At 35.0% G+C, this 26,384-nt stretch carries 38 protein-coding genes; 32 read left to right on the top strand and 6 right to left on the bottom strand.

The genetic code is table 11. The features are described from left to right. Positions 1 to 5: 5 nt before the first annotated feature. From rplW to J2X31_RS09420, 28 genes are all read left to right on the top strand, one after another. Positions 6 to 296 (top strand): 50S ribosomal protein L23, encoded by a 291-nt coding sequence (gene rplW / locus J2X31_RS09285; protein WP_310026266.1) that lies wholly within the window; start codon positions 6 to 8, stop codon positions 294 to 296. Between the two features lie 17 nt (positions 297 to 313). Continuing rightward, entirely contained in the window at positions 314 to 1,138 is an 825-nt protein-coding gene (gene rplB, locus J2X31_RS09290) for a 50S ribosomal protein L2 (protein WP_026706243.1), read from the top strand. Between the two features lie 6 nt (positions 1,139 to 1,144). Further along, positions 1,145 to 1,423, top strand: a complete 279-nt coding sequence (gene rpsS, locus J2X31_RS09295; RefSeq protein WP_014085019.1) for a 30S ribosomal protein S19 — start codon at positions 1,145 to 1,147, stop codon at positions 1,421 to 1,423. A gap of 6 nt (positions 1,424 to 1,429) precedes the next feature. After that, entirely contained in the window at positions 1,430 to 1,843 is a 414-nt protein-coding gene (gene rplV, locus J2X31_RS09300) for a 50S ribosomal protein L22 (protein ID WP_026706244.1), read from the top strand. A gap of 1 nt (position 1,844) precedes the next feature. Then, positions 1,845 to 2,612: a 30S ribosomal protein S3 gene (gene rpsC / locus J2X31_RS09305; RefSeq protein ID WP_310026267.1), complete on the top strand. Its 768-nt coding sequence runs from the start codon at positions 1,845 to 1,847 to the stop codon at positions 2,610 to 2,612. Between the two features lie 19 nt (positions 2,613 to 2,631). After that, positions 2,632 to 3,057, top strand: coding sequence for a 50S ribosomal protein L16 (rplP, locus tag J2X31_RS09310; protein ID WP_007803637.1), 426 nt, complete (start codon positions 2,632 to 2,634; stop codon positions 3,055 to 3,057). Between the two features lie 11 nt (positions 3,058 to 3,068). Further along, positions 3,069 to 3,260: a 50S ribosomal protein L29 gene (gene rpmC / locus J2X31_RS09315; protein ID WP_026706246.1), complete on the top strand. Its 192-nt coding sequence runs from the start codon at positions 3,069 to 3,071 to the stop codon at positions 3,258 to 3,260. Positions 3,261 to 3,277: 17 nt separating this feature from the next. Beyond that, a complete protein-coding gene (rpsQ, locus tag J2X31_RS09320) occupies positions 3,278 to 3,538 on the top strand; it encodes a 30S ribosomal protein S17 (RefSeq protein ID WP_026706247.1) in 261 nt (86 codons plus the stop codon). Between the two features lie 2 nt (positions 3,539 to 3,540). Continuing rightward, entirely contained in the window at positions 3,541 to 3,909 is a 369-nt protein-coding gene (gene rplN / locus J2X31_RS09325; protein WP_007803649.1) for a 50S ribosomal protein L14, read from the top strand. 11 nt (positions 3,910 to 3,920) lie between these two features. Next, on the top strand, positions 3,921 to 4,235 hold the full coding sequence (gene rplX / locus J2X31_RS09330; protein ID WP_026706248.1) for a 50S ribosomal protein L24: 315 nt from the start codon (positions 3,921 to 3,923) through the stop codon (positions 4,233 to 4,235). Between the two features lie 2 nt (positions 4,236 to 4,237). Next, positions 4,238 to 4,789, top strand: a complete 552-nt coding sequence (gene rplE / locus J2X31_RS09335) for a 50S ribosomal protein L5 (protein WP_310026270.1) — start codon at positions 4,238 to 4,240, stop codon at positions 4,787 to 4,789. A gap of 3 nt (positions 4,790 to 4,792) precedes the next feature. Next, the gene (gene rpsN / locus J2X31_RS09340; RefSeq protein ID WP_026706250.1) at positions 4,793 to 5,062 is read left to right on the top strand and encodes a 30S ribosomal protein S14; all 270 of its coding nucleotides are present in this window, start codon (positions 4,793 to 4,795) and stop codon (positions 5,060 to 5,062) included. A 158-nt stretch (positions 5,063 to 5,220) separates the two neighbouring features. Further along, positions 5,221 to 5,619 carry a 30S ribosomal protein S8 gene (rpsH, locus tag J2X31_RS09345; protein ID WP_026706251.1) on the top strand — a complete coding sequence of 133 codons (399 nt, stop codon included), beginning with the start codon at positions 5,221 to 5,223 and terminating at the stop codon, positions 5,617 to 5,619. 14 nt (positions 5,620 to 5,633) lie between these two features. Further along, on the top strand, positions 5,634 to 6,176 hold the full coding sequence (gene rplF / locus J2X31_RS09350) for a 50S ribosomal protein L6 (protein ID WP_310026272.1): 543 nt from the start codon (positions 5,634 to 5,636) through the stop codon (positions 6,174 to 6,176). A 14-nt stretch (positions 6,177 to 6,190) separates the two neighbouring features. Then, positions 6,191 to 6,541, top strand: a complete 351-nt coding sequence (gene rplR / locus J2X31_RS09355) for a 50S ribosomal protein L18 (RefSeq protein WP_026706253.1) — start codon at positions 6,191 to 6,193, stop codon at positions 6,539 to 6,541. Between the two features lie 6 nt (positions 6,542 to 6,547). Beyond that, positions 6,548 to 7,075, top strand: coding sequence for a 30S ribosomal protein S5 (rpsE, locus tag J2X31_RS09360; protein ID WP_310026273.1), 528 nt, complete (start codon positions 6,548 to 6,550; stop codon positions 7,073 to 7,075). 12 nt (positions 7,076 to 7,087) lie between these two features. Then, complete coding sequence (gene rpmD, locus J2X31_RS09365) at positions 7,088 to 7,270, top strand: 50S ribosomal protein L30 (RefSeq protein ID WP_035637325.1); 183 nt, start codon at positions 7,088 to 7,090, stop codon at positions 7,268 to 7,270. Positions 7,271 to 7,282: 12 nt separating this feature from the next. Then, positions 7,283 to 7,735: a 50S ribosomal protein L15 gene (gene rplO, locus J2X31_RS09370; protein WP_026706256.1), complete on the top strand. Its 453-nt coding sequence runs from the start codon at positions 7,283 to 7,285 to the stop codon at positions 7,733 to 7,735. Between the two features lie 13 nt (positions 7,736 to 7,748). Beyond that, a complete protein-coding gene (gene secY, locus J2X31_RS09375) occupies positions 7,749 to 9,098 on the top strand; it encodes a preprotein translocase subunit SecY (protein WP_310026274.1) in 1,350 nt (449 codons plus the stop codon). 3 nt (positions 9,099 to 9,101) lie between these two features. After that, entirely contained in the window at positions 9,102 to 9,317 is a 216-nt protein-coding gene (infA, locus tag J2X31_RS09380) for a translation initiation factor IF-1 (RefSeq protein ID WP_007136545.1), read from the top strand. A gap of 5 nt (positions 9,318 to 9,322) precedes the next feature. Further along, complete coding sequence (gene ykgO / locus J2X31_RS09385; RefSeq protein ID WP_073370549.1) at positions 9,323 to 9,439, top strand: type B 50S ribosomal protein L36; 117 nt, start codon at positions 9,323 to 9,325, stop codon at positions 9,437 to 9,439. Between the two features lie 2 nt (positions 9,440 to 9,441). Beyond that, complete coding sequence (gene rpsM, locus J2X31_RS09390) at positions 9,442 to 9,816, top strand: 30S ribosomal protein S13 (RefSeq protein ID WP_026706258.1); 375 nt, start codon at positions 9,442 to 9,444, stop codon at positions 9,814 to 9,816. An 8-nt stretch (positions 9,817 to 9,824) separates the two neighbouring features. Further along, the gene (gene rpsK / locus J2X31_RS09395; protein ID WP_026706259.1) at positions 9,825 to 10,208 is read left to right on the top strand and encodes a 30S ribosomal protein S11; all 384 of its coding nucleotides are present in this window, start codon (positions 9,825 to 9,827) and stop codon (positions 10,206 to 10,208) included. Positions 10,209 to 10,331: 123 nt separating this feature from the next. Continuing rightward, the gene (gene rpsD / locus J2X31_RS09400; RefSeq protein WP_026706260.1) at positions 10,332 to 10,937 is read left to right on the top strand and encodes a 30S ribosomal protein S4; all 606 of its coding nucleotides are present in this window, start codon (positions 10,332 to 10,334) and stop codon (positions 10,935 to 10,937) included. A 20-nt stretch (positions 10,938 to 10,957) separates the two neighbouring features. Next, positions 10,958 to 11,950 (top strand): DNA-directed RNA polymerase subunit alpha, encoded by a 993-nt coding sequence (locus J2X31_RS09405; RefSeq protein WP_310026280.1) that lies wholly within the window; start codon positions 10,958 to 10,960, stop codon positions 11,948 to 11,950. Between the two features lie 62 nt (positions 11,951 to 12,012). Next, positions 12,013 to 12,519: a 50S ribosomal protein L17 gene (gene rplQ / locus J2X31_RS09410; protein ID WP_310026281.1), complete on the top strand. Its 507-nt coding sequence runs from the start codon at positions 12,013 to 12,015 to the stop codon at positions 12,517 to 12,519. A 345-nt stretch (positions 12,520 to 12,864) separates the two neighbouring features. Next, a complete protein-coding gene (gene carA, locus J2X31_RS09415; protein WP_310026282.1) occupies positions 12,865 to 13,965 on the top strand; it encodes a glutamine-hydrolyzing carbamoyl-phosphate synthase small subunit in 1,101 nt (366 codons plus the stop codon). 186 nt (positions 13,966 to 14,151) lie between these two features. Further along, positions 14,152 to 14,376 (top strand): hypothetical protein, encoded by a 225-nt coding sequence (locus J2X31_RS09420; protein ID WP_310026284.1) that lies wholly within the window; start codon positions 14,152 to 14,154, stop codon positions 14,374 to 14,376. A 5-nt stretch (positions 14,377 to 14,381) separates the two neighbouring features. Here J2X31_RS09420 and J2X31_RS09425 read toward each other — a convergent pair whose 3' ends face one another. From J2X31_RS09425 to J2X31_RS09435, 3 genes are all read right to left on the bottom strand, one after another. Beyond that, a complete protein-coding gene (locus tag J2X31_RS09425; RefSeq protein WP_310026285.1) occupies positions 14,382 to 15,020 on the bottom strand; it encodes a hypothetical protein in 639 nt (212 codons plus the stop codon). Between the two features lie 61 nt (positions 15,021 to 15,081). Further along, positions 15,082 to 16,665, bottom strand: coding sequence for a hypothetical protein (locus J2X31_RS09430; RefSeq protein ID WP_310026286.1), 1,584 nt, complete (start codon positions 16,663 to 16,665; stop codon positions 15,082 to 15,084). Then, entirely contained in the window at positions 16,652 to 18,082 is a 1,431-nt protein-coding gene (locus J2X31_RS09435) for a phospholipase D-like domain-containing protein (RefSeq protein WP_310026288.1), read from the bottom strand. The genes J2X31_RS09430 and J2X31_RS09435 overlap by 14 nt, the downstream gene beginning before the upstream one ends. Positions 18,083 to 18,462: 380 nt before the next feature. On the opposite strand from J2X31_RS09435, the gene eno reads away from it, so the two are divergent. Then, entirely contained in the window at positions 18,463 to 19,761 is a 1,299-nt protein-coding gene (gene eno, locus J2X31_RS09440) for a phosphopyruvate hydratase (protein WP_310026289.1), read from the top strand. A 47-nt stretch (positions 19,762 to 19,808) separates the two neighbouring features. Here eno and J2X31_RS09445 read toward each other — a convergent pair whose 3' ends face one another. Both J2X31_RS09445 and J2X31_RS09450 read right to left on the bottom strand, forming a co-directional pair. Continuing rightward, positions 19,809 to 20,300, bottom strand: a complete 492-nt coding sequence (locus tag J2X31_RS09445) for a GNAT family N-acetyltransferase (protein ID WP_310026291.1) — start codon at positions 20,298 to 20,300, stop codon at positions 19,809 to 19,811. A 69-nt stretch (positions 20,301 to 20,369) separates the two neighbouring features. Next, positions 20,370 to 20,843, bottom strand: a complete 474-nt coding sequence (locus tag J2X31_RS09450) for a hypothetical protein (RefSeq protein WP_310026292.1) — start codon at positions 20,841 to 20,843, stop codon at positions 20,370 to 20,372. Between the two features lie 190 nt (positions 20,844 to 21,033). On the opposite strand from J2X31_RS09450, the gene J2X31_RS09455 reads away from it, so the two are divergent. Continuing rightward, positions 21,034 to 21,828, top strand: coding sequence for a class I SAM-dependent methyltransferase (locus tag J2X31_RS09455; protein ID WP_310026294.1), 795 nt, complete (start codon positions 21,034 to 21,036; stop codon positions 21,826 to 21,828). Positions 21,829 to 21,916: 88 nt separating this feature from the next. Next, a complete protein-coding gene (locus J2X31_RS09460) occupies positions 21,917 to 22,348 on the top strand; it encodes a thioredoxin family protein (protein ID WP_310026296.1) in 432 nt (143 codons plus the stop codon). 57 nt (positions 22,349 to 22,405) lie between these two features. Here the strand turns inward: J2X31_RS09460 and J2X31_RS09465 are convergent, their stop codons facing one another. Beyond that, on the bottom strand, positions 22,406 to 24,010 hold the full coding sequence (locus tag J2X31_RS09465; protein WP_310026297.1) for a peptide-N-glycosidase F-related protein: 1,605 nt from the start codon (positions 24,008 to 24,010) through the stop codon (positions 22,406 to 22,408). A 370-nt stretch (positions 24,011 to 24,380) separates the two neighbouring features. On the opposite strand from J2X31_RS09465, the gene J2X31_RS09470 reads away from it, so the two are divergent. Next, complete coding sequence (locus J2X31_RS09470; RefSeq protein ID WP_310026299.1) at positions 24,381 to 26,354, top strand: tetratricopeptide repeat-containing sensor histidine kinase; 1,974 nt, start codon at positions 24,381 to 24,383, stop codon at positions 26,352 to 26,354. The last annotated feature ends 30 nt before the right edge of the window (positions 26,355 to 26,384 follow it).

A 26,384-nucleotide genomic window follows, 5' to 3' on the forward strand; every position in this document is an offset into this window, starting at 1 on the left:
GGAATATGAGCATCATAATTAAACCTATAGTAACTGAAAAAGTAACCAAAGAAAGTGAAGTTTCTAACCGTTTCGGTTTCGTTGTAGATAAAAAAGCAAACAAAGTACAAATTAAGAAAGCTGTTGAAGCTGCTTATGGAGTAACTGTCACTGCTGTTAATACAATGAACGTGAGGCCAGACAGAACTACAAAATACACTAAAAGTGGTTTGATCAGTGGAAAGTCTAATGCTTACAAGAAAGCAATGGTACAAGTACAAGAAGGAGAAACAATAGATTTTTACAATAATATCTAATAAATTTAGGCAGCATTATGTCAGTTAGAAAATTAAAACCTATTACCCCAGGTCAGCGATTTAGAGTTGTGAATGGTTATGACGCCATTACAACTGATAAGCCGGAACGCTCTTTGATAGCACCGATAAAAAACTCTGGAGGTAGAAATAGTCAAGGAAAGATGACCATGCGTTATACGGGTGGTGGTCACAAGCAGAGATATCGTATTATTGATTTCAAAAGAACTAAAGATGGAATTCCAGCTTCAGTGAAATCAATTGAATACGATCCAAATCGTACTGCATTTATCGCTTTGTTAGCTTATGCTGATGGAGAGAAAACATATGTTATTGCTCAAAACGGATTGCAAGTTGGTCAGAAATTAGTTTCTGGTGCCGATGCTCAACCGGAAATTGGTAATACACTTCCATTAAGCAAAATTCCTTTGGGAACTGTTATCTCTTGTATTGAGTTACGTCCAGGGCAAGGAGCTGTAATAGCTCGTTCTGCTGGAACTTTCGCTCAATTAATGGCAAGAGATGGAAAATATGCTACAATCAAAATGCCATCAGGTGAAACAAGATTAATCTTGCTTACTTGTTCAGCAACAATTGGAGCAGTATCTAATTCTGATCATCAATTAGTAGTATCTGGAAAAGCAGGTAGAACTAGATGGTTAGGTAGAAGACCTAGAACAAGACCAGTTGCAATGAACCCTGTCGATCACCCAATGGGTGGTGGTGAAGGTCGTTCATCAGGAGGACACCCTCGTTCAAGAAACGGAGTTCCTGCTAAAGGTTATAGAACTCGTTCTAAGAAAAACCCGAGTAACAAGTATATCGTAGAACGTAGAAAGAAATAATAAGATATGGCACGTTCATTAAAAAAAGGACCTTTTGTACACTATAAATTAGATAAGAAAGTTCAAGAAAATATTGAAAAAGGTAACAAAGGAGTTGTAAAGACATGGTCTAGAGCTTCAATGATTACTCCAGATTTTGTTGGACAGACTATCGCAGTTCATAACGGTCGTCAGTTTGTACCAGTTTACGTAACAGAAAACATGGTAGGTCACAAATTAGGAGAATTTTCACCAACAAGATCTTTTAGAGGTCACGCTGGAGCAAAAAATAAAGGTAAAAAATAAGAAGCAATGGGAGTTCGTAAAAGAGAAAGAGCTGAAGGCATCAAAGAAGCTAACAAGCAGATTGCCTTCGCAAAATTGAATAACTGCCCTACTTCACCTAGAAAAATGCGCTTAGTAGCAGATCTAGTAAGAGGTCAGAAAGTGGAAAGAGCTTTGAATATATTAAGATTCAGCTCTAAAGAAGCTTCAAGAAAGTTAGAAAAACTTTTGTTATCTGCAATCAACAATTGGGAACAGAAAAATGCAGAAGGTAACGTAGCTGAAGCAGGCTTAATCGTTAAAGAGATCAGAGTAGATGGTGGAATGATGTTGAAAAGACTTCGTCCAGCTCCACAAGGTCGTGCACACAGAATTAGAAAACGTTCTAACCACGTGACAATCGTGTTAGGACAATTAGATAACACACAAGCAAATAATTAAGATGGGACAAAAGACAAATCCAATTGGAAACAGACTTGGTATCATCAGAGGATGGGATTCAAACTGGTATGGTGGAAATGATTACGGTGACAAGCTTGCCGAAGATTATAAAATCAGAAAGTACATCCATGCTCGTTTATCAAAAGCTAGTGTATCAAAAGTAATCATCGAGAGAACTTTGAAACTTGTAACCGTTACTATCACTACTGCTAGACCTGGTATCATTATCGGAAAAGGTGGACAAGAGGTAGACAAGTTGAAAGAAGAACTTAAGAAAGTTACTGACAAAGAGGTTCAAATCAACATCTTTGAAATTAAAAGACCTGAGTTAGATGCTTTTTTAGTTGCAACAAGTATCTGTCGTCAAATCGAAAGTCGTATTTCCTACAGAAGAGCCATTAAAATGGCTATCGCTGCATCTATGAGAATGAATGCAGAAGGAATTAAAGTTTTGATTTCTGGTCGTTTGAACGGAGCTGAAATGGCACGTTCAGAAGGATTCAAAGAAGGTAGAATTCCTCTATCAACTTTCAGAGCCGATATTGATTATGCTTTGGCAGAAGCTCATACTACTTATGGTAGAATGGGAATCAAAGTATGGATCATGAAAGGTGAAGTTTACGGAAAGAGAGATCTATCTCCACTTGTGGGAATGGATAAAAAACAATCTGGAACTGGTGGCGGTGGTAAAGGTGGTGATGCTCCAAGAGGAGATCGTAAGCCTTTCAATAAAGACAGAAAACCAGGCGGAGACCGTAAGAGAAAGTAAACTTTTAAACTAAAGAAAAATGTTACAGCCTAAAAGAACAAAATACCGTAAGGTACAAAAAGGTAAAATGAAAGGTAACTCTCAAAGAGGGCACGAACTTTCAAATGGAATGTTTGGAATTAAATCTGTACATGAAGATGGAATGTTCTTAACTTCTCGTCAAATCGAAGCAGCTCGTATTGCAGCTACTCGTTTTATGAAGAGAGAAGGACAATTATGGATTAAAATATTTCCGGACAAACCTATCACAAAGAAACCTCTTGAAGTACGTATGGGTAAAGGTAAAGGTGCAGTTGAATATTGGGCTGCCGTTGTTAAACCTGGAAGAATTATGTTTGAAGTTGGAGGAGTACCTTTGTCAGTTGCAAAAGAGGCGTTACGTCTTGCAGCTCAAAAGCTTCCAGTAAAAACTAAATTCGTCGTTGCTAGAGATTTCGAAGCATAATCTATATTATTATGAAACAATCAGAAATAAAGAATCTTTCTGTAACTGAATTACAGGAAAAGCTAAGCCAATCTAAAAAAGCATATGCTGATTTGAAAATGGCTCACGCTATTTCTCCAATTGAAAATCCGCTTCAAATTAGAGGTGCTAGACGTACTGTTGCAAGATTAGCAACTGAACTAACTAAAAGAGAGTTGCAATAATTGTATTCTACTGAAAGATGGAAGAAAAAAGAAATTTAAGAAAAGAAAGAATTGGTGTGGTTACTTCAAACAAAATGGATAAGTCTATTGTTGTTGCTCAAGTAACTAAAGTAAAACACCCATTATACGGTAAGTTCGTGTTGAAAACAAAGAAATTTGTTGCACACGACGAAACAAACGACTGTAACATTGGAGATACTGTAAGAATTAGCGAAACGCGTCCTTTGAGTAAATCAAAATGTTGGAGATTAGTTGAAATCTTAGAAAGAGCTAAATAATTATGGTACAACAGGAATCAAGACTAAAAGTAGCAGATAACACGGGAGCAAAAGAAGTTTTAACTATCCGTGTTTTAGGAGGTACCAAAAGAAGGTATGCCTCTGTTGGTGACAAGATTGTAGTATCTATTAAAGATGCAACTCCAAACGGAAACGTTAAAAAAGGAGCTGTTTCAACTGCAGTTGTGGTACGTACCAAAAAAGAAGTGAGAAGAGCTGATGGTTCTTATATCCGTTTCGATGACAATGCATGTGTTCTTTTGAACGCTGCAGGAGAAATGAGAGGAACTCGTGTTTTTGGTCCGGTAGCAAGAGAACTTCGTGAAAAACAATTCATGAAAATTGTATCATTAGCACCAGAAGTGCTTTAATTATTTGCAAGATGATAAAGCTAAAAATAAAAACAGGAGATATCGTTAGAGTTATTGCTGGAGACCATAAAGGTGCTGAAGGTAAAGTTGTAAAGGTAGATCGTGAGAAGAACAAAGCGATTGTTGAAGGTGTAAACATGGTTTCGAAACATACAAAACCAAGTGCAAAAAGCCCTCAAGGTGGAATCGTTAAGAAAGAGGCTCCAATACAAATTTCTAACATTGCTCTTATAGATCCTAAAACAAAGGAAACTACAAGAACAGGAGTTAGAGTAGAAGGAGATAAGAAAGTAAGATTTTCAAAAAAATCTAATCAAGTACTATAGTGATGGCATATACACCTAGACTAAAAGATGAATATAAGAACAGAGTTATCTCTGCTCTTAAAGAAGAGTTCGGTTACAAAAACGTAATGCAAGTTCCAAAACTTGAAAAAATCGTTTTGAGCCGTGGAGTTGGTGCGGCAGTATCTGACAAAAAATTAATCGACTATGCGGTTGATGAATTAACAAAGATTACTGGACAAAAAGCAATTTCTACAATCTCTAAGAAAGACGTTGCGTCATTCAAATTGAGAAAAGGAATGCCAATTGGAGCAAAAGTTACTTTACGTGGAGAAAGAATGTATGAGTTTTTAGATAGACTTATTACTTCTGCTTTGCCACGTGTTAGAGATTTCAGCGGTATCAAAGCTACTGGTTTCGACGGAAGAGGTAACTACAACTTAGGAGTTTTAGAGCAAATTATCTTCCCAGAAATTGACATTGATAAAGTGAATAAAATCTCTGGAATGGATATTACTTTTGTTACTACTGCACAAACAGATAAGGAAGCAAAGTCATTATTGGCTGAATTAGGATTACCTTTTAAAAAGAATTAAGACATGGCTAAAGAATCAATGAAAGCCCGTGAGGTGAAAAGAGAAAAAACGGTAGCAAAATATGCTGAGAAAAGAAAAGCTTTGAAAGAAGCTGGAGATTTCGAAGGTTTACAAAAATTACCGAAAAATGCTTCACCAGTTCGTATGCACAATCGTTGCAAATTAACAGGAAGACCAAGAGGATATATGCGTCAATTCGGTATTTCTCGTGTAACTTTCCGTGAAATGGCCAATAATGGATTAATTCCAGGAGTTAAAAAAGCAAGTTGGTAAAATTTATTTTCCAATTTTGATATTTCAACAGATAGTTGTATGTTTGCCGGATTTTTGTCGGCAACGTACAATTATCTGTTAATTAATTTGTAGAGTTTAATGGTTTCAGGTTCTGCCGGAGAGTCCGGTACGAATACCAAAACCGCAATTTCAATTATATGTACACAGATCCTATTGCGGATTATTTGACAAGGGTGAGAAACGCTGTGGCAGCAAACCACAAAGTCGTTGAGATTCCTGCATCTAATCTAAAAAAAGAGATTACCAAGATCTTATTTGATCAAGGGTATATCTTGAGCTACAAGTTTGAGGACAACGCCGTTCAGGGTTCAATCAAAATTGCTTTGAAGTATGATAAAGATACCAAAGAGCCAGTAATCAAAGATATCCAAAGAATTAGTAAACCAGGTTTACGTAAGTATGCAGGTGCTTCTAAATTGCCTAGAATCCTTAATGGATTAGGTATTGCTATTGTTTCTACATCAAAAGGTTTGATGACAGGAAAACAAGCCAAACAACTTAATGTTGGTGGTGAAGTAATTTGTTACGTATACTAATAAAAAGCTAAGAGATGTCAAGAATAGGTAAAAACCCCGTTACAATTCCTGCTGGAGTGACTGTTTCAGTTGCCGAAGGAGTAATTACGGTAAAAGGAAAATTAGGTCAACTAACACAGGAATATTCAGATGTTACTGTGAACGTTGAAGGTGATCAGGTTCAAGTTGAAAGATCATCTGATCATAAAGACCAGAGAGCAAAACACGGATTATACAGATCTTTAATCAATAACATGATTATCGGTGTATCTGAAGGTTTTACTAAAGAATTGGAACTAGTTGGAGTAGGTTACAGAGCTTCTAATCAAGGGCAAAAACTTGATTTGGCTTTAGGGTTCTCTCACAACATCATTTTGGAAGTTGCTGACGAAGTAAAATTGGAAACAATTTCTGAAAAAGGTAAGAATCCAATCGTGAAATTAACTTCTTTTGACAAGCAATTGTTAGGAGCTGTAGCTGCGAAAATCAGAGGTTTCCGCAAACCAGAACCTTACAAAGGAAAAGGTGTTAAATTCGTAGGTGAAGTATTAAGAAGAAAAGCAGGTAAATCCGCTTAATAAAATATAAGATTATGTCATTAACAAAATCTGATAGAAGACAGAGAATCAAATTCAGAATTAGAAAGATTGTTAGCGGTACTGCTGCTAAGCCAAGACTTTCTGTATTCAGAAGCAATAAAGAAATCTACGCACAACTTATTGATGATGTGAACGGAGTAACTTTATTGGCTGCATCTTCAAGAGAAAAAGAAGTAGGTAAAGGTACAAACGTTGAAGTTGCATCTTCAGTTGGAAAACTAGTTGCAGAAAAAGCGTTAAAAGCCGGGATCGAAACAGTAACTTTCGATAGAGGAGGATACTTATATCACGGTCGTATTCAATCATTAGCAGAAGGCGCGAGAGCTGCTGGGCTTAAATTCTAATATAGTATGTCTAATAGTAAATACAAAAACGTAGAGTTGGTAAAGCCGAGTGGTCTTGAATTGAAAGATCGTTTGGTAAGTGTAAATCGTGTTACTAAAGTTACAAAAGGTGGTAGAGCTTTCGGTTTTTCTGCAATTGTAGTGGTAGGTGATGAAAATGGAGTAGTTGGTCACGGATTAGGAAAATCTAAAGACGTTTCTGAAGCAATTGCGAAAGCAGTAGAAGATGCAAAGAAAAATCTTGTGAAGATTCCTTTGAACGGACAATCTGTTCCTCACGAACAAAAAGGTAAATTTGGTGGTGCACGTGTATTCTTGATTCCTGCCTCTCATGGTACAGGAGTTATTGCTGGTGGAGCTGTTCGTTCAGTTCTTGAGTCAGTAGGTATTCACGATGTATTGTCAAAATCTCAAGGATCATCAAATCCTCACAACGTAGTTAAGGCAACTTTTGATGCTTTACTTCAAATGAGAAGCGCTCATACTGTTGCAAGACAAAGAGGAGTTTCTTTAGAAAAAGTTTTTAAAGGTTAATTCAAGGAAATTATGGCTAAGTTATTAGTAAAGCAAGTTAGAAGTAAAATCAACTGTCCTCTTACTCAAAAGAGAGGTTTGGAAGCTTTAGGACTTCGTAAAATGGGCCAAGTTGTAGAGCACGAGTCAAATCCTGCAATCCTTGGAATGATAAACAAAGTTAAACACTTAGTTTCTGTAGAAGAAGCTAAATAACAAATTATAGTTATGAATTTAAGTAACTTACAACCTGCTGAAGGTTCTACACACAATCAAAATAAAAGATTAGGTAGAGGAGAAGGTTCTGGTAAAGGTGGTACTTCTGCAAGAGGTCACAAAGGAGCAAAATCTCGTTCTGGTTATTCTAAAAAGATTGGTTTTGAAGGTGGACAAATGCCTCTTCAAAGACGTGTGCCTAAGTTTGGTTTCACGAACATCAATCGTAAGAACTACGAGGGTGTTAATCTTGATACGCTTCAATTACTTGTTGATAACGGAGTAATTACAGATACTGTAGATATGTCAGTTTTTGTAACTAACCGTTTGGCTACCAAAAATGAAATCGTTAAGATTTTAGGTAGAGGTGAATTGAAAGCAAAATTAAAGGTAACTGCTCACAAATTTACTGCTACTGCAAAAGCTGCTATCGAAGCTGCTGGAGGAGAAGCCGTAACATTATAATTTTTCTAGTAAGATGAAGAAATTTATTGAATCATTTATTAATGTTTGGAAAATTGAAGAACTAAAAAACAGAATCCTTATTACTTTGGGTCTGTTATTGGTTTATCGTTTTGGAGCTCAAGTAACTCTTCCAGGTATTGATGCGACACAATTAGCAAATTTGGCTGGGCAAACAGAAAACGGAATTGGTTCAATTCTAGACATGTTTACTGGTGGTGCTTTTTCTCAAGCATCTGTTTTTGCCTTGGGAATTATGCCTTATATTTCTGCATCTATTGTTGTTCAGCTTATGGGAATCGCGGTTCCTTATTTGCAAAAACTTCAAAAAGACGGAGAAAGTGGTAGAAAAAAGATCAATCAGATTACACGTTGGTTAACAATTGGTATTACTTTAGTTCAAGCTCCAGGTTATATTTACAACCTTTACAGAACTATTCCTAATGCTATCATTGCTTCAACAAACCCTGAATTGATTTCTCAATTTTCATTCTTGTTTTCTTCTGTTACTATCTTAGTTACAGGGACAATCTTTGCAATGTGGTTGGGTGAGAAAATTACTGATAAAGGAATCGGAAACGGTATATCACTATTGATTATGGTGGGTATTTTGGCTAGACTTCCTCAAGCCTTCATTCAAGAATTTACATCTACGATTACCAATAATAATGGTGGCCCGATGTTATTGGTTCTTGAAATTATTATCTGGTTGCTTGTTATTGTAGCATGTATCCTTTTGGTAATGGCGGTAAGAAAAATTCCAGTTCAATATGCAAGAAGAACAGTTTCTGGCGAATTTGAACAAGATGGTAACAGACAGTGGATTCCATTAAAGCTTAATGCATCTGGTGTAATGCCAATTATCTTTGCACAAGCGATTATGTTTATCCCGGCTGCTGTTGCAGGATTGTCAGATTCTGAAACTTCTCAATCAGTTGCTGGAGCATTCAGTAATATGTTCGGATTTTGGTACAATTTAGTTTTTGCAACTTTAATCGTAGTGTTTACTTACTTTTATACAGCAATCACGGTTCCTACCAATAAAATGGCAGATGATTTAAAAAGAAGTGGTGGATTTATTCCGGGTATTAGGCCAGGAGTTGAAACATCTGACTTTTTAGATAAGGTGATGTCTTTAATTACTTTCCCAGGTTCTTTATTTCTTGCTTTAATAGCTGTGTTCCCAGCAATTCTTGTAAGTATTATGAATGTTCAACAATCTTGGGCGATGTTTTTTGGTGGTACATCATTGATTATTATGGTTGGAGTTGCTATAGATACAATACAGCAAATCAATTCGTACTTGTTGAACAAACACTACGACGGATTGATGAAAAGTGGTAAAAACAGAAAAGCAGTAGCTTAATTTATGGCTAAACAATCAGCAATAGAACAAGACGGATCAATCATTGAAGCATTGTCAAATGCAATGTTCCGTGTAGAATTAGAGAATGGACATATTGTAATCGCACACATTTCTGGAAAGATGCGTATGCACTACATCAAATTATTACCAGGTGATAAAGTGAAACTGGAAATGAGCCCTTACGATTTGTCAAAAGCAAGAATTACTTATAGATATTAAAGGATATGAAAGTTAGAGCTTCAGTAAAAAAGAGAAGTGCCGAGTGCAAGATTGTACGAAGAAAAGGCAGATTATATGTGATCAACAAAAAGAATCCTAGATTTAAACAAAGACAAGGATAATTATGGCAAGAATAGCAGGGGTAGACATCCCGAAAAACAAAAGAGGAGTTATCGCTTTAACTTATATCTTCGGAATAGGAAGAAGTAGAGCTATTGAGATTTTAGAAAAAGCTCAGGTAAGCCAAGATAAAAAAGTTCAAGATTGGAATGACGACGAAATCGGAGGAATTCGTGAAGCCGTATCATTCTTTAAAATTGAAGGTGAACTACGTTCAGAAGTTTCATTGAACATCAAACGTTTAATGGACATCGGATGTTATAGAGGAATCCGTCATAGATCTGGTCTTCCATTAAGAGGACAAAGAACTAAGAACAACTCTAGAACGAGAAAAGGTAAAAGAAAAACTGTTGCTAACAAGAAAAAAGCAACTAAATAATAAGTAGTATGGCTAAAGCAAGTGTAAAAAAGCGTAAAGTTATCGTTGAATCAACAGGTGAAGCTCATATTAGTGCTACTTTTAACAACATCATCATTTCTTTGACAAACAAAAAAGGTGAAGTTATTTCTTGGTCTTCTGCAGGTAAAATGGGTTTCAGAGGTTCTAAAAAGAACACTCCGTATGCAGCTCAAATGGCAGCCGAAGATTGTAGTAAAGTGGCTTTAGAAGCTGGATTGAAAAAAGTGAAAGTTTATGTAAAAGGACCAGGAAACGGACGTGAGTCTGCAATCCGTTCTTTGCATAACGGTGGAATCGAAGTTACAGAAATCATTGACGTAACTCCAATGCCTCACAACGGATGTCGTCCTCCTAAAAGACGTAGAGTTTAATTTTTGTTTGTTCATCAAACATCAATAAACAAATAAGTAAATAGTATAATCAAAAGGTAGAACTAAGATTATCGGAGGATATGACCTGAATTCATAATCTCTACCTTAATTTAATTTTAAGAAATGGCAAGATATACTGGTCCTAGTACAAGAATCGCTCGTAAATTCGGTGAAGCGATCTTCGGAGATGACAAATCTTTCGAAAGAAGAAACTACCCTCCTGGACAACACGGGATGGCAAAAAAAAGAGGTAAAAAATCTGAATATGCTGTCCAGTTGATGGAAAAGCAAAAAGCTAAATATTCTTACGGAATTTTAGAAAAACAATTCAGAAACCTTTTTGAAAAAGCATCGGCTTCAAAAGGAGTTACAGGTGAAATCTTATTACAATTATGTGAAGCAAGACTTGACAACGTAGTATTCAGAATGGGGATTGCTCCATCTAGAAGAGGTGCTCGTCAAATCGTATCTCACAGACACGTTACCGTTAATGGAGAAATTGTAAATATTCCTTCATACCACCTAAAACCAGGTGACGTTGTTGCTGTTCGTGAAAAATCTAAATCTTTAGAAGCTATCGAACGTTCTTTATCAAATTCTAGTCATGTTTACGAGTGGATTACTTGGAATAACGATACCAAACAAGGTACTTTTGTTTCTGTTCCTGCAAGATTGCAAATTCCAGAAAACATTAAAGAACAATTAATCGTCGAATTGTACAACAAATAATAATTGACTTAGTCGAAATTATGGCAATATTTAATTTTCAGAAGCCCGATAAAGTTATCATGATCGATTCAACCGATTTTGAAGGTAAATTTGAATTTAGACCTTTAGAACCTGGTTACGGATTGACCGTTGGTAATGCACTTAGAAGAGTTTTGCTATCTGCTTTAGAAGGATATGCAATTACATCTGTTAGAATTGAAGGTGTAGACCACGAATTTTCTACTATCTCAGGAGTTGTTGAAGACGTTACAGAAATTATTCTTAATCTTAAGCAAGTACGTTTCAAACGTCAGATCGAAGATGTAGATAATGAATCAGTTACAATATCTGTATCTGGTAAAGACCAACTTACTGCTGGCGATTTTCAAAAATATATCTCAGGTTTCCAAGTCCTAAATCCAGAACTAGTTATCTGTAATTTAGACAGCAAAGTAAACCTTAATATAGAACTTACTATCGAAAAAGGTAGAGGGTACGTTCCTGCAGAGGAAAACAAAAAACAAAATGCAGCGATTGGAACAATTTTTACTGACTCAATCTTTACTCCGGTAAAGAACGTGAAGTATGCAATTGAAAACTTCCGTGTAGAGCAAAAAACAGATTATGAAAAATTAGTTTTTGAAATCAAAACTGATGGTTCTATCAATCCAAAAGATGCACTTACTGAAGCAGCAAAAGTTCTAATCCACCATTTCATGTTGTTTTCTGACGAAAGAATTACACTTGAGGCTGACGAAATCGCACAAACTGAATCATACGATGAGGAATCATTGCACATGAGACAATTGCTTAAAACTAAGCTTGTTGACATGGATCTTTCAGTTAGAGCATTAAACTGCTTGAAAGCGGCTGAAGTTGATACACTTGGAGATCTAGTATCTTTCAATAAAAATGACCTGATGAAATTCCGTAATTTCGGTAAGAAATCTTTGACTGAACTTGATGAACTTGTTGCAGTGAAGAATTTAACCTTCGGAATGGATTTGGCAAAATACAAATTAGATAAAGAATAAATAGCTTCATATTTTGCTCTCCAAAGCGGATTGAAGCAAGATGAAGTTTAAAAAAACACGTCATGAGACACGGAAAAAAATTCAATCACTTAAGCAGACAGAAAGGTCACAGAGCCGCAATGTTGTCTAATATGGCTTGTTCTCTAATCGAGCACAAACGTATCAACACTACTGTTGCTAAAGCAAAAGCACTTAAACAATATGTTGAGCCGCTTATAACAAAATCAAAAGAAGATACAACCCACAACCGTCGTATCGTTTTCTCTTACCTACGCAGCAAATATGCAGTAACTGACTTGTTCAGAGACGTAGCGGCAAAAGTTGGAGATCGTCCAGGTGGTTACACACGTATCATAAAAGTTGGAAATCGTTTAGGAGATAATGCTGATATGGCAATGATCGAACTAGTAGATTTCAACGAACTATACAACGGTGGTAAAAAAGAAGTTAAGAAAGCAAAAAGCCGTCGTGGTGGTAAAGCAAAGAAAGATGCTGTTGAAGCAACTCCTGAAGCTCAAGCACCAGAAGCTCCAGCTACTGAAACTGAAAACACTGAAACAGCTGAATAATGAAATTCACTATTCAATAAAAATCAAGGATAAACTTTTATTAGTTTGTCCTTTTTTTTTGTTCAGAAGCGAAACGTTTGGGCATTTTTGGAATCCATGTTCCTGCCTTCCTTCCAAATCTTTTTATTTTTTTAAAGAAAAAAAATAAAAAGGATTTTCCCTCCAGTCAGGGCTAAAAGGAAACAAAAGGAATACTTTTAAACTTTAGGCTTTTAAAAATTGCAACCTTTAGGCGAAACAACTAAATTTGCAAACCGTAACTACAACTACACAAGACAACAACAAATAATGAAACGAAGCGAAGCGGAGTTCCATGAGACCTATAAAAAACAATAGCTACAACGAATGAAATATACAACACGACAAAAAGCAATCCTTTTACTAAGTGACGGAACCATCTTTCACGGAAAATCAATCGGAATCGAAGGAACAACCTTTGGCGAAGTTTGCTTCAACACGGGAATGACAGGCTATCAGGAAATCTTTACTGATCCATCCTATTTTGGTCAGATTATGGTAGCTACAAATCCACACATCGGAAACTATGGTGTGAACGATAAGGAAGTAGAATCAGATTCAATCAAGATTTCAGGATTGGTTTGCAAGAATTTCAGCTTTAACTATTCAAGACCAGATGCTTCAGGAAGCTTGGAAGACTATTTCAAGAAGCAAAACCTAATCTGTATCTCAGATGTCGATACAAGAGCTTTGGTAAGCTACATCCGCGACAATGGAGCCATGAATGCCGTAATCTCTACCGATGGAAAATCTATAGAAGAATTAAAAGCTTTGTTGGCAGATGTTCCCGATATGAAAGGTCTTGAATTGGCTTCAAAAGTTTCGACAAAAGCACCTTATTTCTACGGTAACGAAAATGCAACCTATAAAATCTCAGCACTCGATTTAGGCATCAAGGAAAACATCCTTCGCAACTTCGCCAAGAGAGATTGCTACATCAAGGTTTTCCCTTTCGATGCAACTTACAGCGATTTGGCAGAATTCAATCCAGATGGATTCTTCCTTTCCAACGGTCCTGGCGATCCAGAACCATTAGATGGAGCCATCCAAGTCGCAAAGGAAATCTTGGCAAACAATAAACCTTTATTCGGGATTTGTTTGGGACACCAAGTGATTGGTTTGGCCAATGGAATTTCGACTTTCAAGATGTTCAACGGACATAGAGGTATCAACCATCCGGTGATGAATGTAGTTTCGGGAAAAGGAGAAATCACTTCTCAAAACCACGGTTTTGCCGTAAACAGGGAAGAACTGGAAAAACATCCCGATTTCGAAATCACACACCTTCACATCAATGACGGTACGGTTGCCGGAATGCGAATGAAAAACAAGAATTGTTTCTCGGTACAATACCACCCGGAAGCAAGTCCTGGACCACACGATTCAAGCTATTTGTTTGATGAGTTTATAGAAAGAATACAACGCTAAATAGAGAACCTGCAAATTGATGATTTGCAGGTTTTTTTAGTATTTTCGGCAAAAAAACAATTAATATCATTTCACTTAAAGACTAATTAAAATCCAGGGAGATTTTTCTGGTGTCGGACAATTTTCTGAAATAGTTTAGCATTTTCTATAAATTCTTTTTATTATTTTCGTTTAAACTTTATTACTATGGATTATCAAGAAGCATTAGATTTTAAAAATTCTCAAAAAGAAAATCCATTTTTCAAAGATTGTGTTGAGTATGTTTGGATGGTTGTGCCAAAAACAGAAAAGTACTTTAATGAATATGCAGAGGATAATTTGACTACCGATGAAATATTTTTTGACGAAACTGCTATCAGATATGCTAAAGATGGTTTATTTAAAATCTTCGGTGTTCGTATGAGAAGGTAGTTTTATTATATTTTAATCGTTAGTTTTAACAATAAATCTTTTTCAAGACTGAATAAACCTTTTTTTAATTTTTCACCACATTTTTTTAATTTCATATCTACTTGCGGAATTAAAAAATTTATTAATAATACTATTTCTTCTAAGAATTCAAAACTATCAGTTACGTATCTAGTAGAAACTATTTCAAATTCAGGCTGGTAAGTTTCATCTATTTCATCTACTGGAAGTTTTAAATATACAATTGGAATTTCATTTTCATTATCACCACGATGGGCAATAAAATTATTTCTAATGTCAATTAATTTATTGTGAGTAAGTAAATGATTATTATTTAAATCATTAGCACTAAAGAGTTTTTCTTTATCTAACTTCACTTTTTGACCTTTTGTAGCATTACTGAAACATCTTCCATATATTATAATCAAAGAATACCACAATGCTTCTTCGGTATGTTCAACTCTTAATTTATTATTTTTACAATTAATAAGTAATTCAGCATTAGTTTTTACAAAGAACAAATCTTCTCTTATCAACATATAGGAAGTAATTTGTTTACTCATCCATGGCGGAACCAATATTTTGTTATAATTTTTATCTAAGTTTTTTATTCTATTTAATAATGAGTTTAGCTTTGAATTTTCCATGTTATGTTGTTTTTTAACCACAATCCCGTGAGTTTTTTAATCACTTTAATAGATAGTTTTGTTATTGACTACTTTTAAATTTTTCTAAAATCTTAATAATATCTGCATCTGTAATATATTCAATCATATAGTCTCTAATTACAGATCTCAACTCCCACCTACTACTATTATATTCCCACTTATCTTTAAAATGCATAAAAATTTCTATATTAGTTACAACAGACTTATTTGAACTTAAAAGTTTCCAGTCCCAGTAATCAATAAACAAATTAATAAAATTTACAGACCATTCAAATGACTGATTTTTGCTCAAAATTTTCCAATCTACTAAAGTTTTATTTTTCAAAATATAGTTTTGATCTAATTTGAATTTTTTTATTTTTTCGGAATGAATTTGATAATACCTTTTTTTTGTCCATTCATCTAGGTTTTCGATGTACTTATTTGCATCTTTATTAAAGAAAATACAATCGTTTTTGAGATGGTCAGCATAGTATTCAATATTTAAGTGATTGTCATAGAAAATAGGATTTGAGCTTAACGATTCCCAATTTACTGAAAATTCAAACTTTTTGATTAATTGAATATTCCAAGGTATATTGTTTAAACAAATTAATTTCCAATCTATTTTACTGGAGTATTTCTCAATTAAAACACTTGACCAATGTATTTTTGGATTAATAGAAATTTTTTTCCAATTCCATTTGTTTTCATATTTTTCAATTAGTTCATCAGTCCAATTCATTTTATGATTTCCACTTAAATAGTCAAGTAGCTTTGATTTAGTTAGTATAGGAATATAATCAAATCCCCTTCCATTATATTCGGTACTAAATTCTAAAATATCGCTATCTTTTATGTTCGAAGAAGTTAAATAATTTTCTATTTCTATGAGTGATTCTTCTATTTCAATATTTTCATAGAGATAGATTCTATTTTCCCAATAAATATATTTTGAAAATTTTTCTATTAATTCTAAATTCCAAGGGAATCTAGAATTTTTACTAATTAAATTCCAGTCCCATTTGTCAAGATACCTTTCAATCAACTCAAGTTTACAATCAAAATTAAAACTTCTACTCAACGATTCCCAGTTCCAATATTCAACATATTTATTAATAATTTTTGAAGTCCAAAATAGATTTATATTTTGACTTAAAAATGTCCAATCCCATTTTTCAATATATTTATCGATTACTTCTTCGTTCCAAGAAATTTTACCATTACCACTAAAGTATTCCCAATCAATATTCTCTTTGTATTTTTCAATTAATGAAATTGTCCAAAAAGATTTCAAGCTTAATGAAGTCCAAACATTTTCCCCTACGAGTTTGTCTTTATATTTCAAAATTAGATTTTCTGACCATTCAGACCATTCTGGAATTAGAATGTTTTCATTCGCAATTAAACCACTCCACGATAGAATATCCTGATATTTATCAATTAACTTTTCTGATAGAGGATAATATTCAGAAATGTGGAATCTGAAATATTTTAAAACTATTTCTGCTAAAAAATTTCTAATTGTTTCCTTTTCATAATCACTTAATTTTAATCCCAACAATTTCTCCCCAATAGAAATTTGTCTTTCAAAACTGGCTAAAGAATTATTAATCGGAATTAATTGGTTTTTATTCTGCTCCATAACTTGCTCTTTCGTATTTCATTTTTAGGGTATCCAATATACTAGCTAATCTTTGTTTTGAGGTTTGGAAATGCGTTTCCCAATCGTTTAATTGTATGATTTTTTGATAAGCTTCGCTTGCTTTCAGTTGATGAAGTGCTTTTTCTAATGCTTCTCTTTTTAATTCTAGTTCTTGTTTAACCATCAAAAGTTTTTCTTTTTGCGTAATGGTTTCACCTTGCGATTTAAAAATTCCTTTTTCAAGATTAGCCAGTATTGTATTTACTTTTTCGAAATCATTATTGTCATAAGCGTTTTTTAGCTCGGTAAAAATTCTTTGTGCTTGTTCTTTTTGTTCATCCGTAACTTTATCAGGATGACATAGTTTTGTGGCTTTACGATAACTCGTTTTTAAATCTTTTAATTGTTCTTCTGTTAATTCAAAAGGTTTAGGCTCTTTTAAATTATCTTCATAGGATTTCGAAAAGTCGTCATAATCATTTGAAGTTTCTTCATATTCTTTTTGTTTTTCCTCATTTTCTATGTCTTGTTCGGCATCGTATTTCGCCAATTGTTTTTTTAGAAAAAGTATTTTTTTAATCAAATCACCCAATTCTAGATTGTATTGTAATTTGTACGTATTAATGAGCTTTTCTATATCTGTTTTTTCATCTTCTAAACTGGTAACTTGAAATTCCAAGCCTCTTATTTCAAGTTGTAAAGCGGGAACTATTGGATCATTATAAATCGTTATTTGTTTGTAGGATCTTGTAAATTCCTGTATTGCATTGACGGCTTTACTAAATTCTGCTTTTTTACAGAGGTTTAGAATAGAAAGAATTGTTGTTGTTTTTTCATCGGTTGCTTTTTTCGGCAACAAACTCTTGATTTTTTCAGACTGATAGTTTATGTCTTCCTCATCTTCTAATCGAATAACATTTAGCAGTGTTTCTAATCGGATAATGACTTTGTCCCAATCAATCTCAATGTTTTCTTTATTGAAATATTTACTGATGATTTTGTCAAACTCCTGATTAAAATCTAAAATCAAATTATCATCTTCCTCAATAACAGTAATACTTTCGTGATTAGATTTTGCTTTCTGTGTCCAATTGTAAGAGCCTGTAATAAGAACCCGATTGTCAATTATACAAAATTTATTGTGCATTAAAGCCTCATATTTGTACCCATTACCAATCCAATACAAACTTCCTCCGCTTTGTTTCAGTCTGCTAAAATCAATATTGCTTTCGTGATTAATCTCATGATTAGCGATGATTAATTCTACTTCAACTCCGTTTTTTGCTTTTTCGCAAATGATGTTAAAAAGTTTTTGATCTGTAAACCAAGCTACTGCAAGTCGAATACTTGTGTCTGCTTCGTGTAAACGAATTTCAATTTGTTTATGGATTTTTTCGAAGTAGGCTTGTGATTTCATTTAGGATGTTATAAAATAAAAGATAAATATAGCACTTCTAACTTTTGAATGTTAAAAAGTCATCCAATTTTTCTTAATAATCGAGTAATTTTATTCATTTTTTTAGGAAGTTTTCCAAAGTTCAATCAATTTTCCCTCTAGCCCTGATGGTGCCATTGTTTGAGCTCTTATCTCGTTCTTAAAACGAGATAAAGCGAGTGGCTCCAGCAGGAAAATGGATTCCAAAAACGCCCAAGCGATTCGCTCCTAACTATTTTACTGATTAACAATTCACTAAATCGTTTGAGTTGATAAGATTCATAATTTTAGGTAAATCATTTCTAAACTTATGATATATTTGTAAATATAAATATGTAATTCATAATTAAAAATAAGAAAAAATGAGCATTATTATTAAAATTCACGCTAGACAAATTTTTGATTCAAGAGGAAATCCTACAATTGAGGTAGATGTGGTAACGGAAAACGGTGTGCTTGGAAGAGCGGCTGTTCCTTCTGGAGCATCTACTGGAGAGCATGAAGCGGTGGAGTTGAGAGACGGTGGAAAGGCATTTCTTGGAAAAGGAGTCTTGAAAGCGGTTGAAAACGTAAACCTTAGAATTGCTGAGGAATTGGTGGGGACTTCTGTGTTTGAGCAAAACCTGATCGATCAGACGATGATTGAATTGGACGGAACTCACAACAAATCAAACCTTGGAGCTAATGCGATTTTAGGGGTTTCGCTTGCTGTTGCAAAAGCGGCTGCTGCTGAACTTGGTTTGCCATTATACAGATACGTTGGTGGAGTTTCGGGTAACACATTGCCGGTTCCGATGATGAACATCATAAACGGTGGTTCGCACTCTGATGCTCCAATTGCTTTTCAAGAGTTTATGATCATGCCGGTTAAGGCAAAATCATTCTCACATGCGATGCAAATGGGAACTGAGATTTTCCACAACCTGAAAAAAGAATTGCACGATAGAGGTTTGAGTACGGCTGTTGGAGATGAAGGTGGTTTTGCACCAAACTTGGCTGGCGGAACTGAGGATGCTTTGGATTCTATCAAGAAAGCGGTTGAAAAGGCGGGTTATAAATTTGGCGACGAAGTGATGATTGCTTTGGATTGTGCTGCTTCGGAATTTTATGTAAACGGAAACTACGATTATAAAAAGTTTGAAGGCGAAGGTGGTAAAATCAGAAGTTCGAAAGAACAGGCTGAATATTTGGCTGAATTGGCGGCTAAATATCCAATCATTTCGATTGAAGACGGTATGCAAGAGGACGATTGGGACGGATGGAAATACCTTACGACTTTGATTGGCGATAAAGTGCAATTAGTTGGCGATGATTTGTTCGTAACGAATGTACAACGTTTGAAAACTGGAATCGACAAAGGAATTGCAAATTCTATCTTGGTAAAAGTGAACCAGATTGGTACTTTGACCGAAACGATAGCAGCGGTAAACATGGCACACAATGCAGGATATACTTCTGTAATGTCGCACCGTTCTGGAGAAACAGAGGACAACACGATTGCTGATTTAGCAGTTGCTTTGAACTGTGGTCAAATCAAGACGGGTTCGGCTTCACGTTCTGACCGTATGGCAAAATACAACCAGTTGTTGCGTATTGAAGAGGAATTGGGAAGCACGGCTTACTTTCCTGGAGAAAATGCTTTTAAGATTAAGAAAAAATAATTTTAAATTATTATATGAATAAAGCCTGGATGAAAATCTGGGCTTTTTTATATAATCACTTTTTGAAAAGCATCTCTTGGACTTCCGTCACCAACATAAATGACTCCACAATATTCAAAGCCATTTTTGTTCAAGAAGTTTTGCATTGGAATATTTTCGTGTAGAGTGTCAATCCGAACATTATTGGTTTTTGTAAAAGCAAAATCGAATGCTTTTTGAGCAATTCCTTTAACTGATCGACCAGAAGCCAATCTATGAATTACGCCATAAGGATCATTGTTGAGCCAATTTCCTTCAATCAGGCTATAATTTGGATCGGGATTTTCGCCTTGCATAAAACAAAAATACCCCACGATTTTATCATTAAACAGGCAAACAAAGGCCTGTTCATTATTGATGTCTTCTAAAATAGTTTTTTCTGAAGGATAGCCATTTGTCCATTGAGTGGTGTTTCCGTTTTCCCGCATGATGCTTCTTGCTTCATCGATTATGGTCAGGATAACATCAATATCAGCCTGGGTTGCTTTTTGTATTTGCATGATTAGAATTTAATTCAAAAATAAGACTATTCCACAAAAAAAGCCGATGCGTTAACATCGACTTTGCTATTATTTTTTCTTCTTACTTGTTTTTTTCTTGGCTTGGCTTTTCGCTTTTTGCTTCTTTGCTTTTTCCTTTGCCTTTTCTTTTTTAGCTTTCTCTTTTGCCTTTTCTTTCGCCTTGGCTTTTTTCTCTTTTTCTTTTTGCTTCTCCTTTTGTTTGGCTTTCAGTTTTTTAGCTTTTTCTTTCTTTACTTTTTCCTTTGCCTTATCGTCTTTTTTCATTTTCATCTTTCTTTTAGGGGATTTGATTTTTATAGTGGAATCTTTTTTCAAAGGTTCTTCTTTTTGTACTTCTTCTATTGAAGTATTTGTTAACTCAACTTCTTCGGTTGGAGTGTCAATTTTGATTTCCTCGTTTGATTCAACAGGAGTTTCTTCTTTTATTTCTTCTGGAGCAGGAGTTTCTTGAACATTATTATCAATTGCTTCAGGTTTGTTTTCTTCGATTTGTGGTGTTGGGGTAGGGGTTGCTTTTCTCATTAATTGTATTTTAAAATTGTATTAAATAGATAAAGTTTATTTAACGTTATTGAATTGTAAATTTATCGTTAACAAAGATAAGCTTTAAAGAGATTCGCCAATGTTAAGTTTTTACTTGTGAATTTTTGGTACCAATAATCCATGCAAACTCTTTTTTTTATAACTTGGTTTCATATTAAGAAGAAGTATAATGGAAAAAGAATATATCGAAATAAACAAAAAATCTTGGAACAATAGAACCGATGCACATTTAGAATCAGAATTTTATGATGTCAAAGGTTTTATTGAAGGTAAAACATCCCTGAACAAAATTGAACTTGATTTGCTTGGAGAAATAAGTGGAAAAACCATCTTGCACCTGCAATGCCATTTTGGACAGGATACTATTTCCCTTGCAAGGCTAGGAGCCAAAGTTGCAGGTGTAGATTTATCGGACAAGGCAATTGAAAGTGCAAATGAACTTGCAAAGAAAACAACTGCCGAAGTATCATTTATTTGCTGTGATGTCTATGATTTGCCTAATCATTTGGACGAACAGTTTGATATGGTATTTACGAGTTATGGAACAATTGGCTGGTTGCCCGATTTGGATAAATGGGCAAAAATTGTTGCAAGATTTTTAAAACCAGAAGGCAAATTCTTGTTCGTTGAATTTCATCCTGTAGTATGGATGTTTGATGATAATTTTGAAAAAGTGGGCTATAATTATTTCAACACAGGTGCAATTGTAGAAACAGAAACTGGCACTTATGCCGATAAGCAAGCCCCAATATCAAATGAATATGTAACGTGGAACCACAGCATCAGTGAAGTGGTTAATAATTTGATTAAAAACGGCCTTGAAATAAATTCGCTAGACGAATTTGATTATTCGCCCTATAACTGTTTCAATAAAACTATTGAATTTGAACCTAGAAAGTATCGAATTGAACATTTAGAGAATAAGATTCCAATGGTTTATGCCATCATGGCAACTAAAAAATGAAATTAGTAACTAACTATCTACACTATCTACATACAATTTATTTATACTATTTCCGTTCTCGCCTAATTGCTAAACTTTAAATTCATCTATGAAACCAAACTTTCTTTTTCAAATCGTATTCCTGTTTATTTTCACTACTTCTCAAGCTCAAATCCAAAAAAGTCCGGATTATGAAACGGCAAAAGTGCAAGCCAAAAACCAAAACAAGGATATACTCATTGTTTTAACCGGATCCGAGTGGTGCAAACCTTGCGTGAAGATGAAAAAGAATGTGTTCGAAAACCAAGAGTTTATAGATTATGCAAGTCAAAGTTTTGTAATTTTTGAGGTAAATATGCCTCGAAATTGGGATATGAATTCTAAGGTATATCAGGACTATGCCTTCTTTAAGGAAAAATACCAAACCAATGCTTTGCCCAGTTTGATCCTTTTGGATTCCGATGAACAATTGAAAGCTGTTGTTTCGGAAAAGCTCACTTCTTTTGAGAAAACGATGGAAACACTCAAGAAGCTGAAATAAAAAAACAAAGCCGATACAGTAATTGCATCGGCTTTATTTTTTATATAAAATCCAAATCTACAGATCTCCCTGAAGGTAAACAGATACAGGAAAGTATCCTTCGTTGTTTGCAAAAACTGCATCTGGAACCTCTATCTTGAACGTGTGGTTTCCTTGATTTACATTTTGCAAATCATAAACCCTGATCGGAATAATATCCCCAGGACACCAGTTGTTGAACGAAAGCCATTGTGCCAAAGTTCTTGGAGTTGGGCCATAAATTCCATTTCCTTGAGTATTATAAACCCTAAACGGTTCACACGATTTTCCGCCAGGTATGTAAGTATCTATCAGCGAATTATCAAAAGAAATAAAATGTTCTCTCCTGTTGTATTCCTCTCCGTTGGCATTGGCTCCGTGATTAGAAGTAATTACATACAATTTAGCATTCGTAATGTTTGAAGCCACATTGAAACTATAAGTTCTAACCGTTTGTCCCAAAACATCAGTACCAGAAAGGTCATAATTTTTCAGTTCTTGGTAGGTTACGATCGGAACAAAAAGCTGGTTGATGTGATCGTAGCTTTCATCTGTAGAAATAAATTTCAATGTTCCTTCAAAAACATCAATTCTTCCTTGACATCCGCTAACTTGCGTTTGTGCGGCATACGGCACTCCAAAAACATTCAGCTCGATCCAAAAATCATATAAGTCGTTAATTGCTGGGTCATTAAAAAGCAAGGCCAAATTATCAGTATCAAAAATATAATCAACCTCTTTTGGCGAAATATTCTTGTTCATAAAAGGTGTGATAAAACGGCCAACTTCAAGGCGTTTGGTAACATTGTCAACCGTAAAAGCCGTTCCCTTATCAACCATATTTATAAAAACACCACCAATCCTGTCATAGTTGTCGCACAAAGCACCAATCGTAACCTTTAGTTTCAACTTATTGCTCAGCGATGCAATTTGTGTAGGGGTGAGTTTGGTAACATAAGCGGCATTGCTCTTACGGATTGTTCCAGCCTGAACCGGATTGCTTACAGTTGCGGCATATCCATCGTAAAAAACCACTTTATTAAAAATTGTCACTTCGGTCATTACTGGAGTTACCGTAACGGTAATTGGTGAAGCCGTTAGCAGTTGTCCATTGTTATCGTAAGTAGCTTTGATTGTGTAGCTTCCAGTTTGAGTTGGCGTGAAAATATTTGATGCAATCGCGGTGTCGTTTACATAATAAGTAACTCCGGCTGACAATTGTGCCATATTGCTTGCCACAACACCTAAGGTGAAATTTTGTCCAATTTCAATAATTTCTGGAGTAGCAGTCACTGTAATTCCTGTAATAGGAACAGCGGTAGCATTAATAGTTATTTCGTTGCTGGTCAGGGTTTGGTCCCCGACAATGTATTTTGCAACAACCTTATATTCTCCTGCCGTTTCAGGAACAAAGATATTGCTTGCTATTTGGGTGTCATTAACATAAAATGTTGCAACTGAAGTCAAGTCAACATTGGTGTTCGAGAGCACGGTTAAAATAGTGCCATCGCCAACTTGAACGGTTGTGGCTGTCGCAGATAGTGTCAAAGAAGTAATTCCAGCTTCATCTTCGTCTTTGTTGCAGGAAATTAGCATCAGGAAAGCGGCAATAAAAGTAAAGAATTGGGTAGTGGTTTTTTTCATAATTTGTAATGAATTAGTTAAAGGGTTGACAAATCTATATAAAAATAATGGGTTAGACAATAAATTAAATGACGTTTCCTTCTTTTTTATTTGGGCAGCTTTTCCGTCTTCCGCTCTCAATCTTTTGGTCGTCGTTCCTCCTCTCAAAAGGATTTCCGCTCAAGCCGGGCTGCATCAGAAGTAGGTGTCCATAGGACATTTGATTTTAACTTCCACCAACCGTAATCCAAACCAAATCTAGCAAATCAATTACAGTTTAATTTTCTGCAGTTCTTCAAATTCTCAATCAAAACCATCAAATTCTAATTGGCTGATTCTTTATGGAAAGTAAATGCTATTTTTGTTAGGCAATCTGCAGTTATTTTTCGCTATGAGAAAACTCTACTTTTTCCTTTTTCTTCTTTTCGGATGCTTTTCGGGTTTTACATTTGCCCAAAATTCAACCATCGACAGTCTTAAATTGGCTTTGACCAACTCTAAAAATGATATTGATAGGATCCAACTCCTAAACACAATTGCTGTTGAATACCAGTCAAGCGATCCGAAACTGGTTTTAGAATATGCCAACAAAGCTTTGCAATTATCAAAAAAAATAAAATTCAAACTTGCCGAAGGAACTTCCTACTTGAACATTGGAAACGGAAATATCATCTTGGGCAATTATCCCGAAGCTTTGCGAAATTTCAGTAATGCCCAAGCGGTTTTCGAAAAGGAACTCGAAAGCAATTCATCAGAAAATAAAAAAGAAATCAAGAACGGACTGGCCCGAGCCTACGGAAGTATAGGGATTGTTTTTTCGGAACAAAGCAGTTATACAAAAGCCTTGCAATATCATTTGAAGGCTGTCAAGATTTATGAGGAAACCAATGATTTGGGTCGATCTGCCAGAATTTACAACAACATAGGAATTGTTTATAAAGCCCAAGGCGAAGATTTCAAGGCCTTAAATTATTACATCAAATGTTTGAAAATCCAAGAGAAAATCAAGGATGAAACGGTTGGAATTACGACAACCAATATTGGAAATATTTACCTCCATCAGAAGAATTATGCGAAAGCAATTGAATACTATACAAAAGCAAAATCACTTTTCGAAAAATACCCCAATCAGATTGGTCTTGGAGAATTGCATAATAATTTAGGATTGTATTTTAAGCAGACTGGGAAAACAGATGAAGCTTTGGGGAATTACAACCAGGCTTTGGCAATTTTCAACAGCATCGGAAACAAATTTGGAGCCTCGGACTCCTATTATTATATCGGAGAAATTTTTCTGGAGCAAAAAAAATACCAAGAAGCTTTGGTTGCCACCAATAAAGCACTGGCTTTGGCCAAAGAACTCAACGTGATGGAGCAGGTGAAAAACACCGAGCAACGATTGAGTGAAATCTACGACAAGCTCAACCAACCAGCCGAAGCTCTTGCTCATTATAAAATGTTTACGATTGCAAAAGACAGTGTGAGTAACAACGAAAGCATCCGGAACAGTGTTCGGACCGAAATGAATTTTGAGTTTGATAAAAAGGAAGCCCTTCAGAAAAAAGAGCAGGAAAAGAAAGAACTCATTTATAACGAACAATCAAAACGCCACCGGCAACAGATAGGTTTCGTAATTCTTTTTATTTTATTGATTTTCGGAATCGTATTTCTTTTCTACAACCGCTTGCAATTGAAAAAAACATTGACCCTGCAAAAAGAACTCGCAGAATACGAACAGAAAGCCTTGCATTTGCAGATGAATCCACATTTTGTGTTCAACTGTTTGGGTTCGATTTCGAGTTTTATTGTGCAAAACGGAACGGATTCGGCCATAAAATACCTTTCCAAATTCTCTAAACTGATGCGATTGACTTTGGAATATTCTAAAGAATCGCTGATTCCGGTGGACAAGGAAATAGAAAGCCTCCAAAATTATCTGGAATTGGAACAGCTTCGATTTAATAAGAAATTTGAATTTAATATTACAAAAAGTGGCGAACTTGAAGACGATATGGCCTTACCACCGTTGTTGTTGCAACCTTTTGTGGAGAATGCCATCATTCACGGCTTGATTCCCAAAACAGGAAAAGGCTATATTGATATCGATTTTTCGATAGAAGAACAGAGTTTGGTTTGCAAGATTATAGATAACGGAATTGGCTTTAATAAATCGAAGGAGATGAAGGAAAATCTGGTTTCCGTTCACAAATCGATGGCATTGGACATTACGCGAAAGCGATTGGAAATGATGGAAGCGATGACTACCAAAACTTCAAACGTAGAAATTGAGGAACGAGTGGCATCAAATGGAGAAATCATGGGGACGATCGTGATTTTGAAATTGCCGATACAGTATATAAAATAAAGATTAAAAGATTGAAAGATTAAAAGATTA

Origin of the sequence: Flavobacterium arsenatis, from assembly GCF_031456785.1 — a bacterium.
Lineage (GTDB): Bacteria > Bacteroidota > Bacteroidia > Flavobacteriales > Flavobacteriaceae > Flavobacterium > Flavobacterium arsenatis.

Coding starts and splice junctions, on each gene's coding strand:
- rplX (WP_026706248.1), top strand. CDS start 3,921: ATGATAAAGCTAAAAATAAAAACAGGAGATATCGTTAGAGTTATTGCT.
- rpmD (WP_035637325.1), top strand. CDS start 7,088: ATGGCTAAGTTATTAGTAAAGCAAGTTAGAAGTAAAATCAACTGTCCT.
- rpsK (WP_026706259.1), top strand. CDS start 9,825: ATGGCTAAAGCAAGTGTAAAAAAGCGTAAAGTTATCGTTGAATCAACA.
- rpsD (WP_026706260.1), top strand. CDS start 10,332: ATGGCAAGATATACTGGTCCTAGTACAAGAATCGCTCGTAAATTCGGT.
- rpsM (WP_026706258.1), top strand. CDS start 9,442: ATGGCAAGAATAGCAGGGGTAGACATCCCGAAAAACAAAAGAGGAGTT.
- rplW (WP_310026266.1), top strand. CDS start 6: ATGAGCATCATAATTAAACCTATAGTAACTGAAAAAGTAACCAAAGAA.
- J2X31_RS09450 (WP_310026292.1), bottom strand. CDS start 20,843: ATGAGAAAAGCAACCCCTACCCCAACACCACAAATCGAAGAAAACAAA.
- rpsQ (WP_026706247.1), top strand. CDS start 3,278: ATGGAAGAAAAAAGAAATTTAAGAAAAGAAAGAATTGGTGTGGTTACT.
- J2X31_RS09445 (WP_310026291.1), bottom strand. CDS start 20,300: ATGCAAATACAAAAAGCAACCCAGGCTGATATTGATGTTATCCTGACC.
- rplO (WP_026706256.1), top strand. CDS start 7,283: ATGAATTTAAGTAACTTACAACCTGCTGAAGGTTCTACACACAATCAA.
- rplV (WP_026706244.1), top strand. CDS start 1,430: ATGGGAGTTCGTAAAAGAGAAAGAGCTGAAGGCATCAAAGAAGCTAAC.
- ykgO (WP_073370549.1), top strand. CDS start 9,323: ATGAAAGTTAGAGCTTCAGTAAAAAAGAGAAGTGCCGAGTGCAAGATT.
- J2X31_RS09425 (WP_310026285.1), bottom strand. CDS start 15,020: ATGGAAAATTCAAAGCTAAACTCATTATTAAATAGAATAAAAAACTTA.
- rplP (WP_007803637.1), top strand. CDS start 2,632: ATGTTACAGCCTAAAAGAACAAAATACCGTAAGGTACAAAAAGGTAAA.
- carA (WP_310026282.1), top strand. CDS start 12,865: ATGAAATATACAACACGACAAAAAGCAATCCTTTTACTAAGTGACGGA.
- J2X31_RS09405 (WP_310026280.1), top strand. CDS start 10,958: ATGGCAATATTTAATTTTCAGAAGCCCGATAAAGTTATCATGATCGAT.
- infA (WP_007136545.1), top strand. CDS start 9,102: ATGGCTAAACAATCAGCAATAGAACAAGACGGATCAATCATTGAAGCA.
- rpsC (WP_310026267.1), top strand. CDS start 1,845: ATGGGACAAAAGACAAATCCAATTGGAAACAGACTTGGTATCATCAGA.
- rplB (WP_026706243.1), top strand. CDS start 314: ATGTCAGTTAGAAAATTAAAACCTATTACCCCAGGTCAGCGATTTAGA.
- rplQ (WP_310026281.1), top strand. CDS start 12,013: ATGAGACACGGAAAAAAATTCAATCACTTAAGCAGACAGAAAGGTCAC.
- rplR (WP_026706253.1), top strand. CDS start 6,191: ATGTCATTAACAAAATCTGATAGAAGACAGAGAATCAAATTCAGAATT.
- J2X31_RS09460 (WP_310026296.1), top strand. CDS start 21,917: ATGAAACCAAACTTTCTTTTTCAAATCGTATTCCTGTTTATTTTCACT.
- J2X31_RS09430 (WP_310026286.1), bottom strand. CDS start 16,665: ATGGAGCAGAATAAAAACCAATTAATTCCGATTAATAATTCTTTAGCC.
- J2X31_RS09455 (WP_310026294.1), top strand. CDS start 21,034: ATGGAAAAAGAATATATCGAAATAAACAAAAAATCTTGGAACAATAGA.
- rpmC (WP_026706246.1), top strand. CDS start 3,069: ATGAAACAATCAGAAATAAAGAATCTTTCTGTAACTGAATTACAGGAA.
- J2X31_RS09435 (WP_310026288.1), bottom strand. CDS start 18,082: ATGAAATCACAAGCCTACTTCGAAAAAATCCATAAACAAATTGAAATT.
- rpsE (WP_310026273.1), top strand. CDS start 6,548: ATGTCTAATAGTAAATACAAAAACGTAGAGTTGGTAAAGCCGAGTGGT.
- secY (WP_310026274.1), top strand. CDS start 7,749: ATGAAGAAATTTATTGAATCATTTATTAATGTTTGGAAAATTGAAGAA.
- rplF (WP_310026272.1), top strand. CDS start 5,634: ATGTCAAGAATAGGTAAAAACCCCGTTACAATTCCTGCTGGAGTGACT.
- rpsH (WP_026706251.1), top strand. CDS start 5,221: ATGTACACAGATCCTATTGCGGATTATTTGACAAGGGTGAGAAACGCT.
- J2X31_RS09465 (WP_310026297.1), bottom strand. CDS start 24,010: ATGAAAAAAACCACTACCCAATTCTTTACTTTTATTGCCGCTTTCCTG.
- rpsN (WP_026706250.1), top strand. CDS start 4,793: ATGGCTAAAGAATCAATGAAAGCCCGTGAGGTGAAAAGAGAAAAAACG.
- eno (WP_310026289.1), top strand. CDS start 18,463: ATGAGCATTATTATTAAAATTCACGCTAGACAAATTTTTGATTCAAGA.
- J2X31_RS09420 (WP_310026284.1), top strand. CDS start 14,152: ATGGATTATCAAGAAGCATTAGATTTTAAAAATTCTCAAAAAGAAAAT.
- rpsS (WP_014085019.1), top strand. CDS start 1,145: ATGGCACGTTCATTAAAAAAAGGACCTTTTGTACACTATAAATTAGAT.
- J2X31_RS09470 (WP_310026299.1), top strand. CDS start 24,381: ATGAGAAAACTCTACTTTTTCCTTTTTCTTCTTTTCGGATGCTTTTCG.
- rplN (WP_007803649.1), top strand. CDS start 3,541: ATGGTACAACAGGAATCAAGACTAAAAGTAGCAGATAACACGGGAGCA.
- rplE (WP_310026270.1), top strand. CDS start 4,238: ATGGCATATACACCTAGACTAAAAGATGAATATAAGAACAGAGTTATC.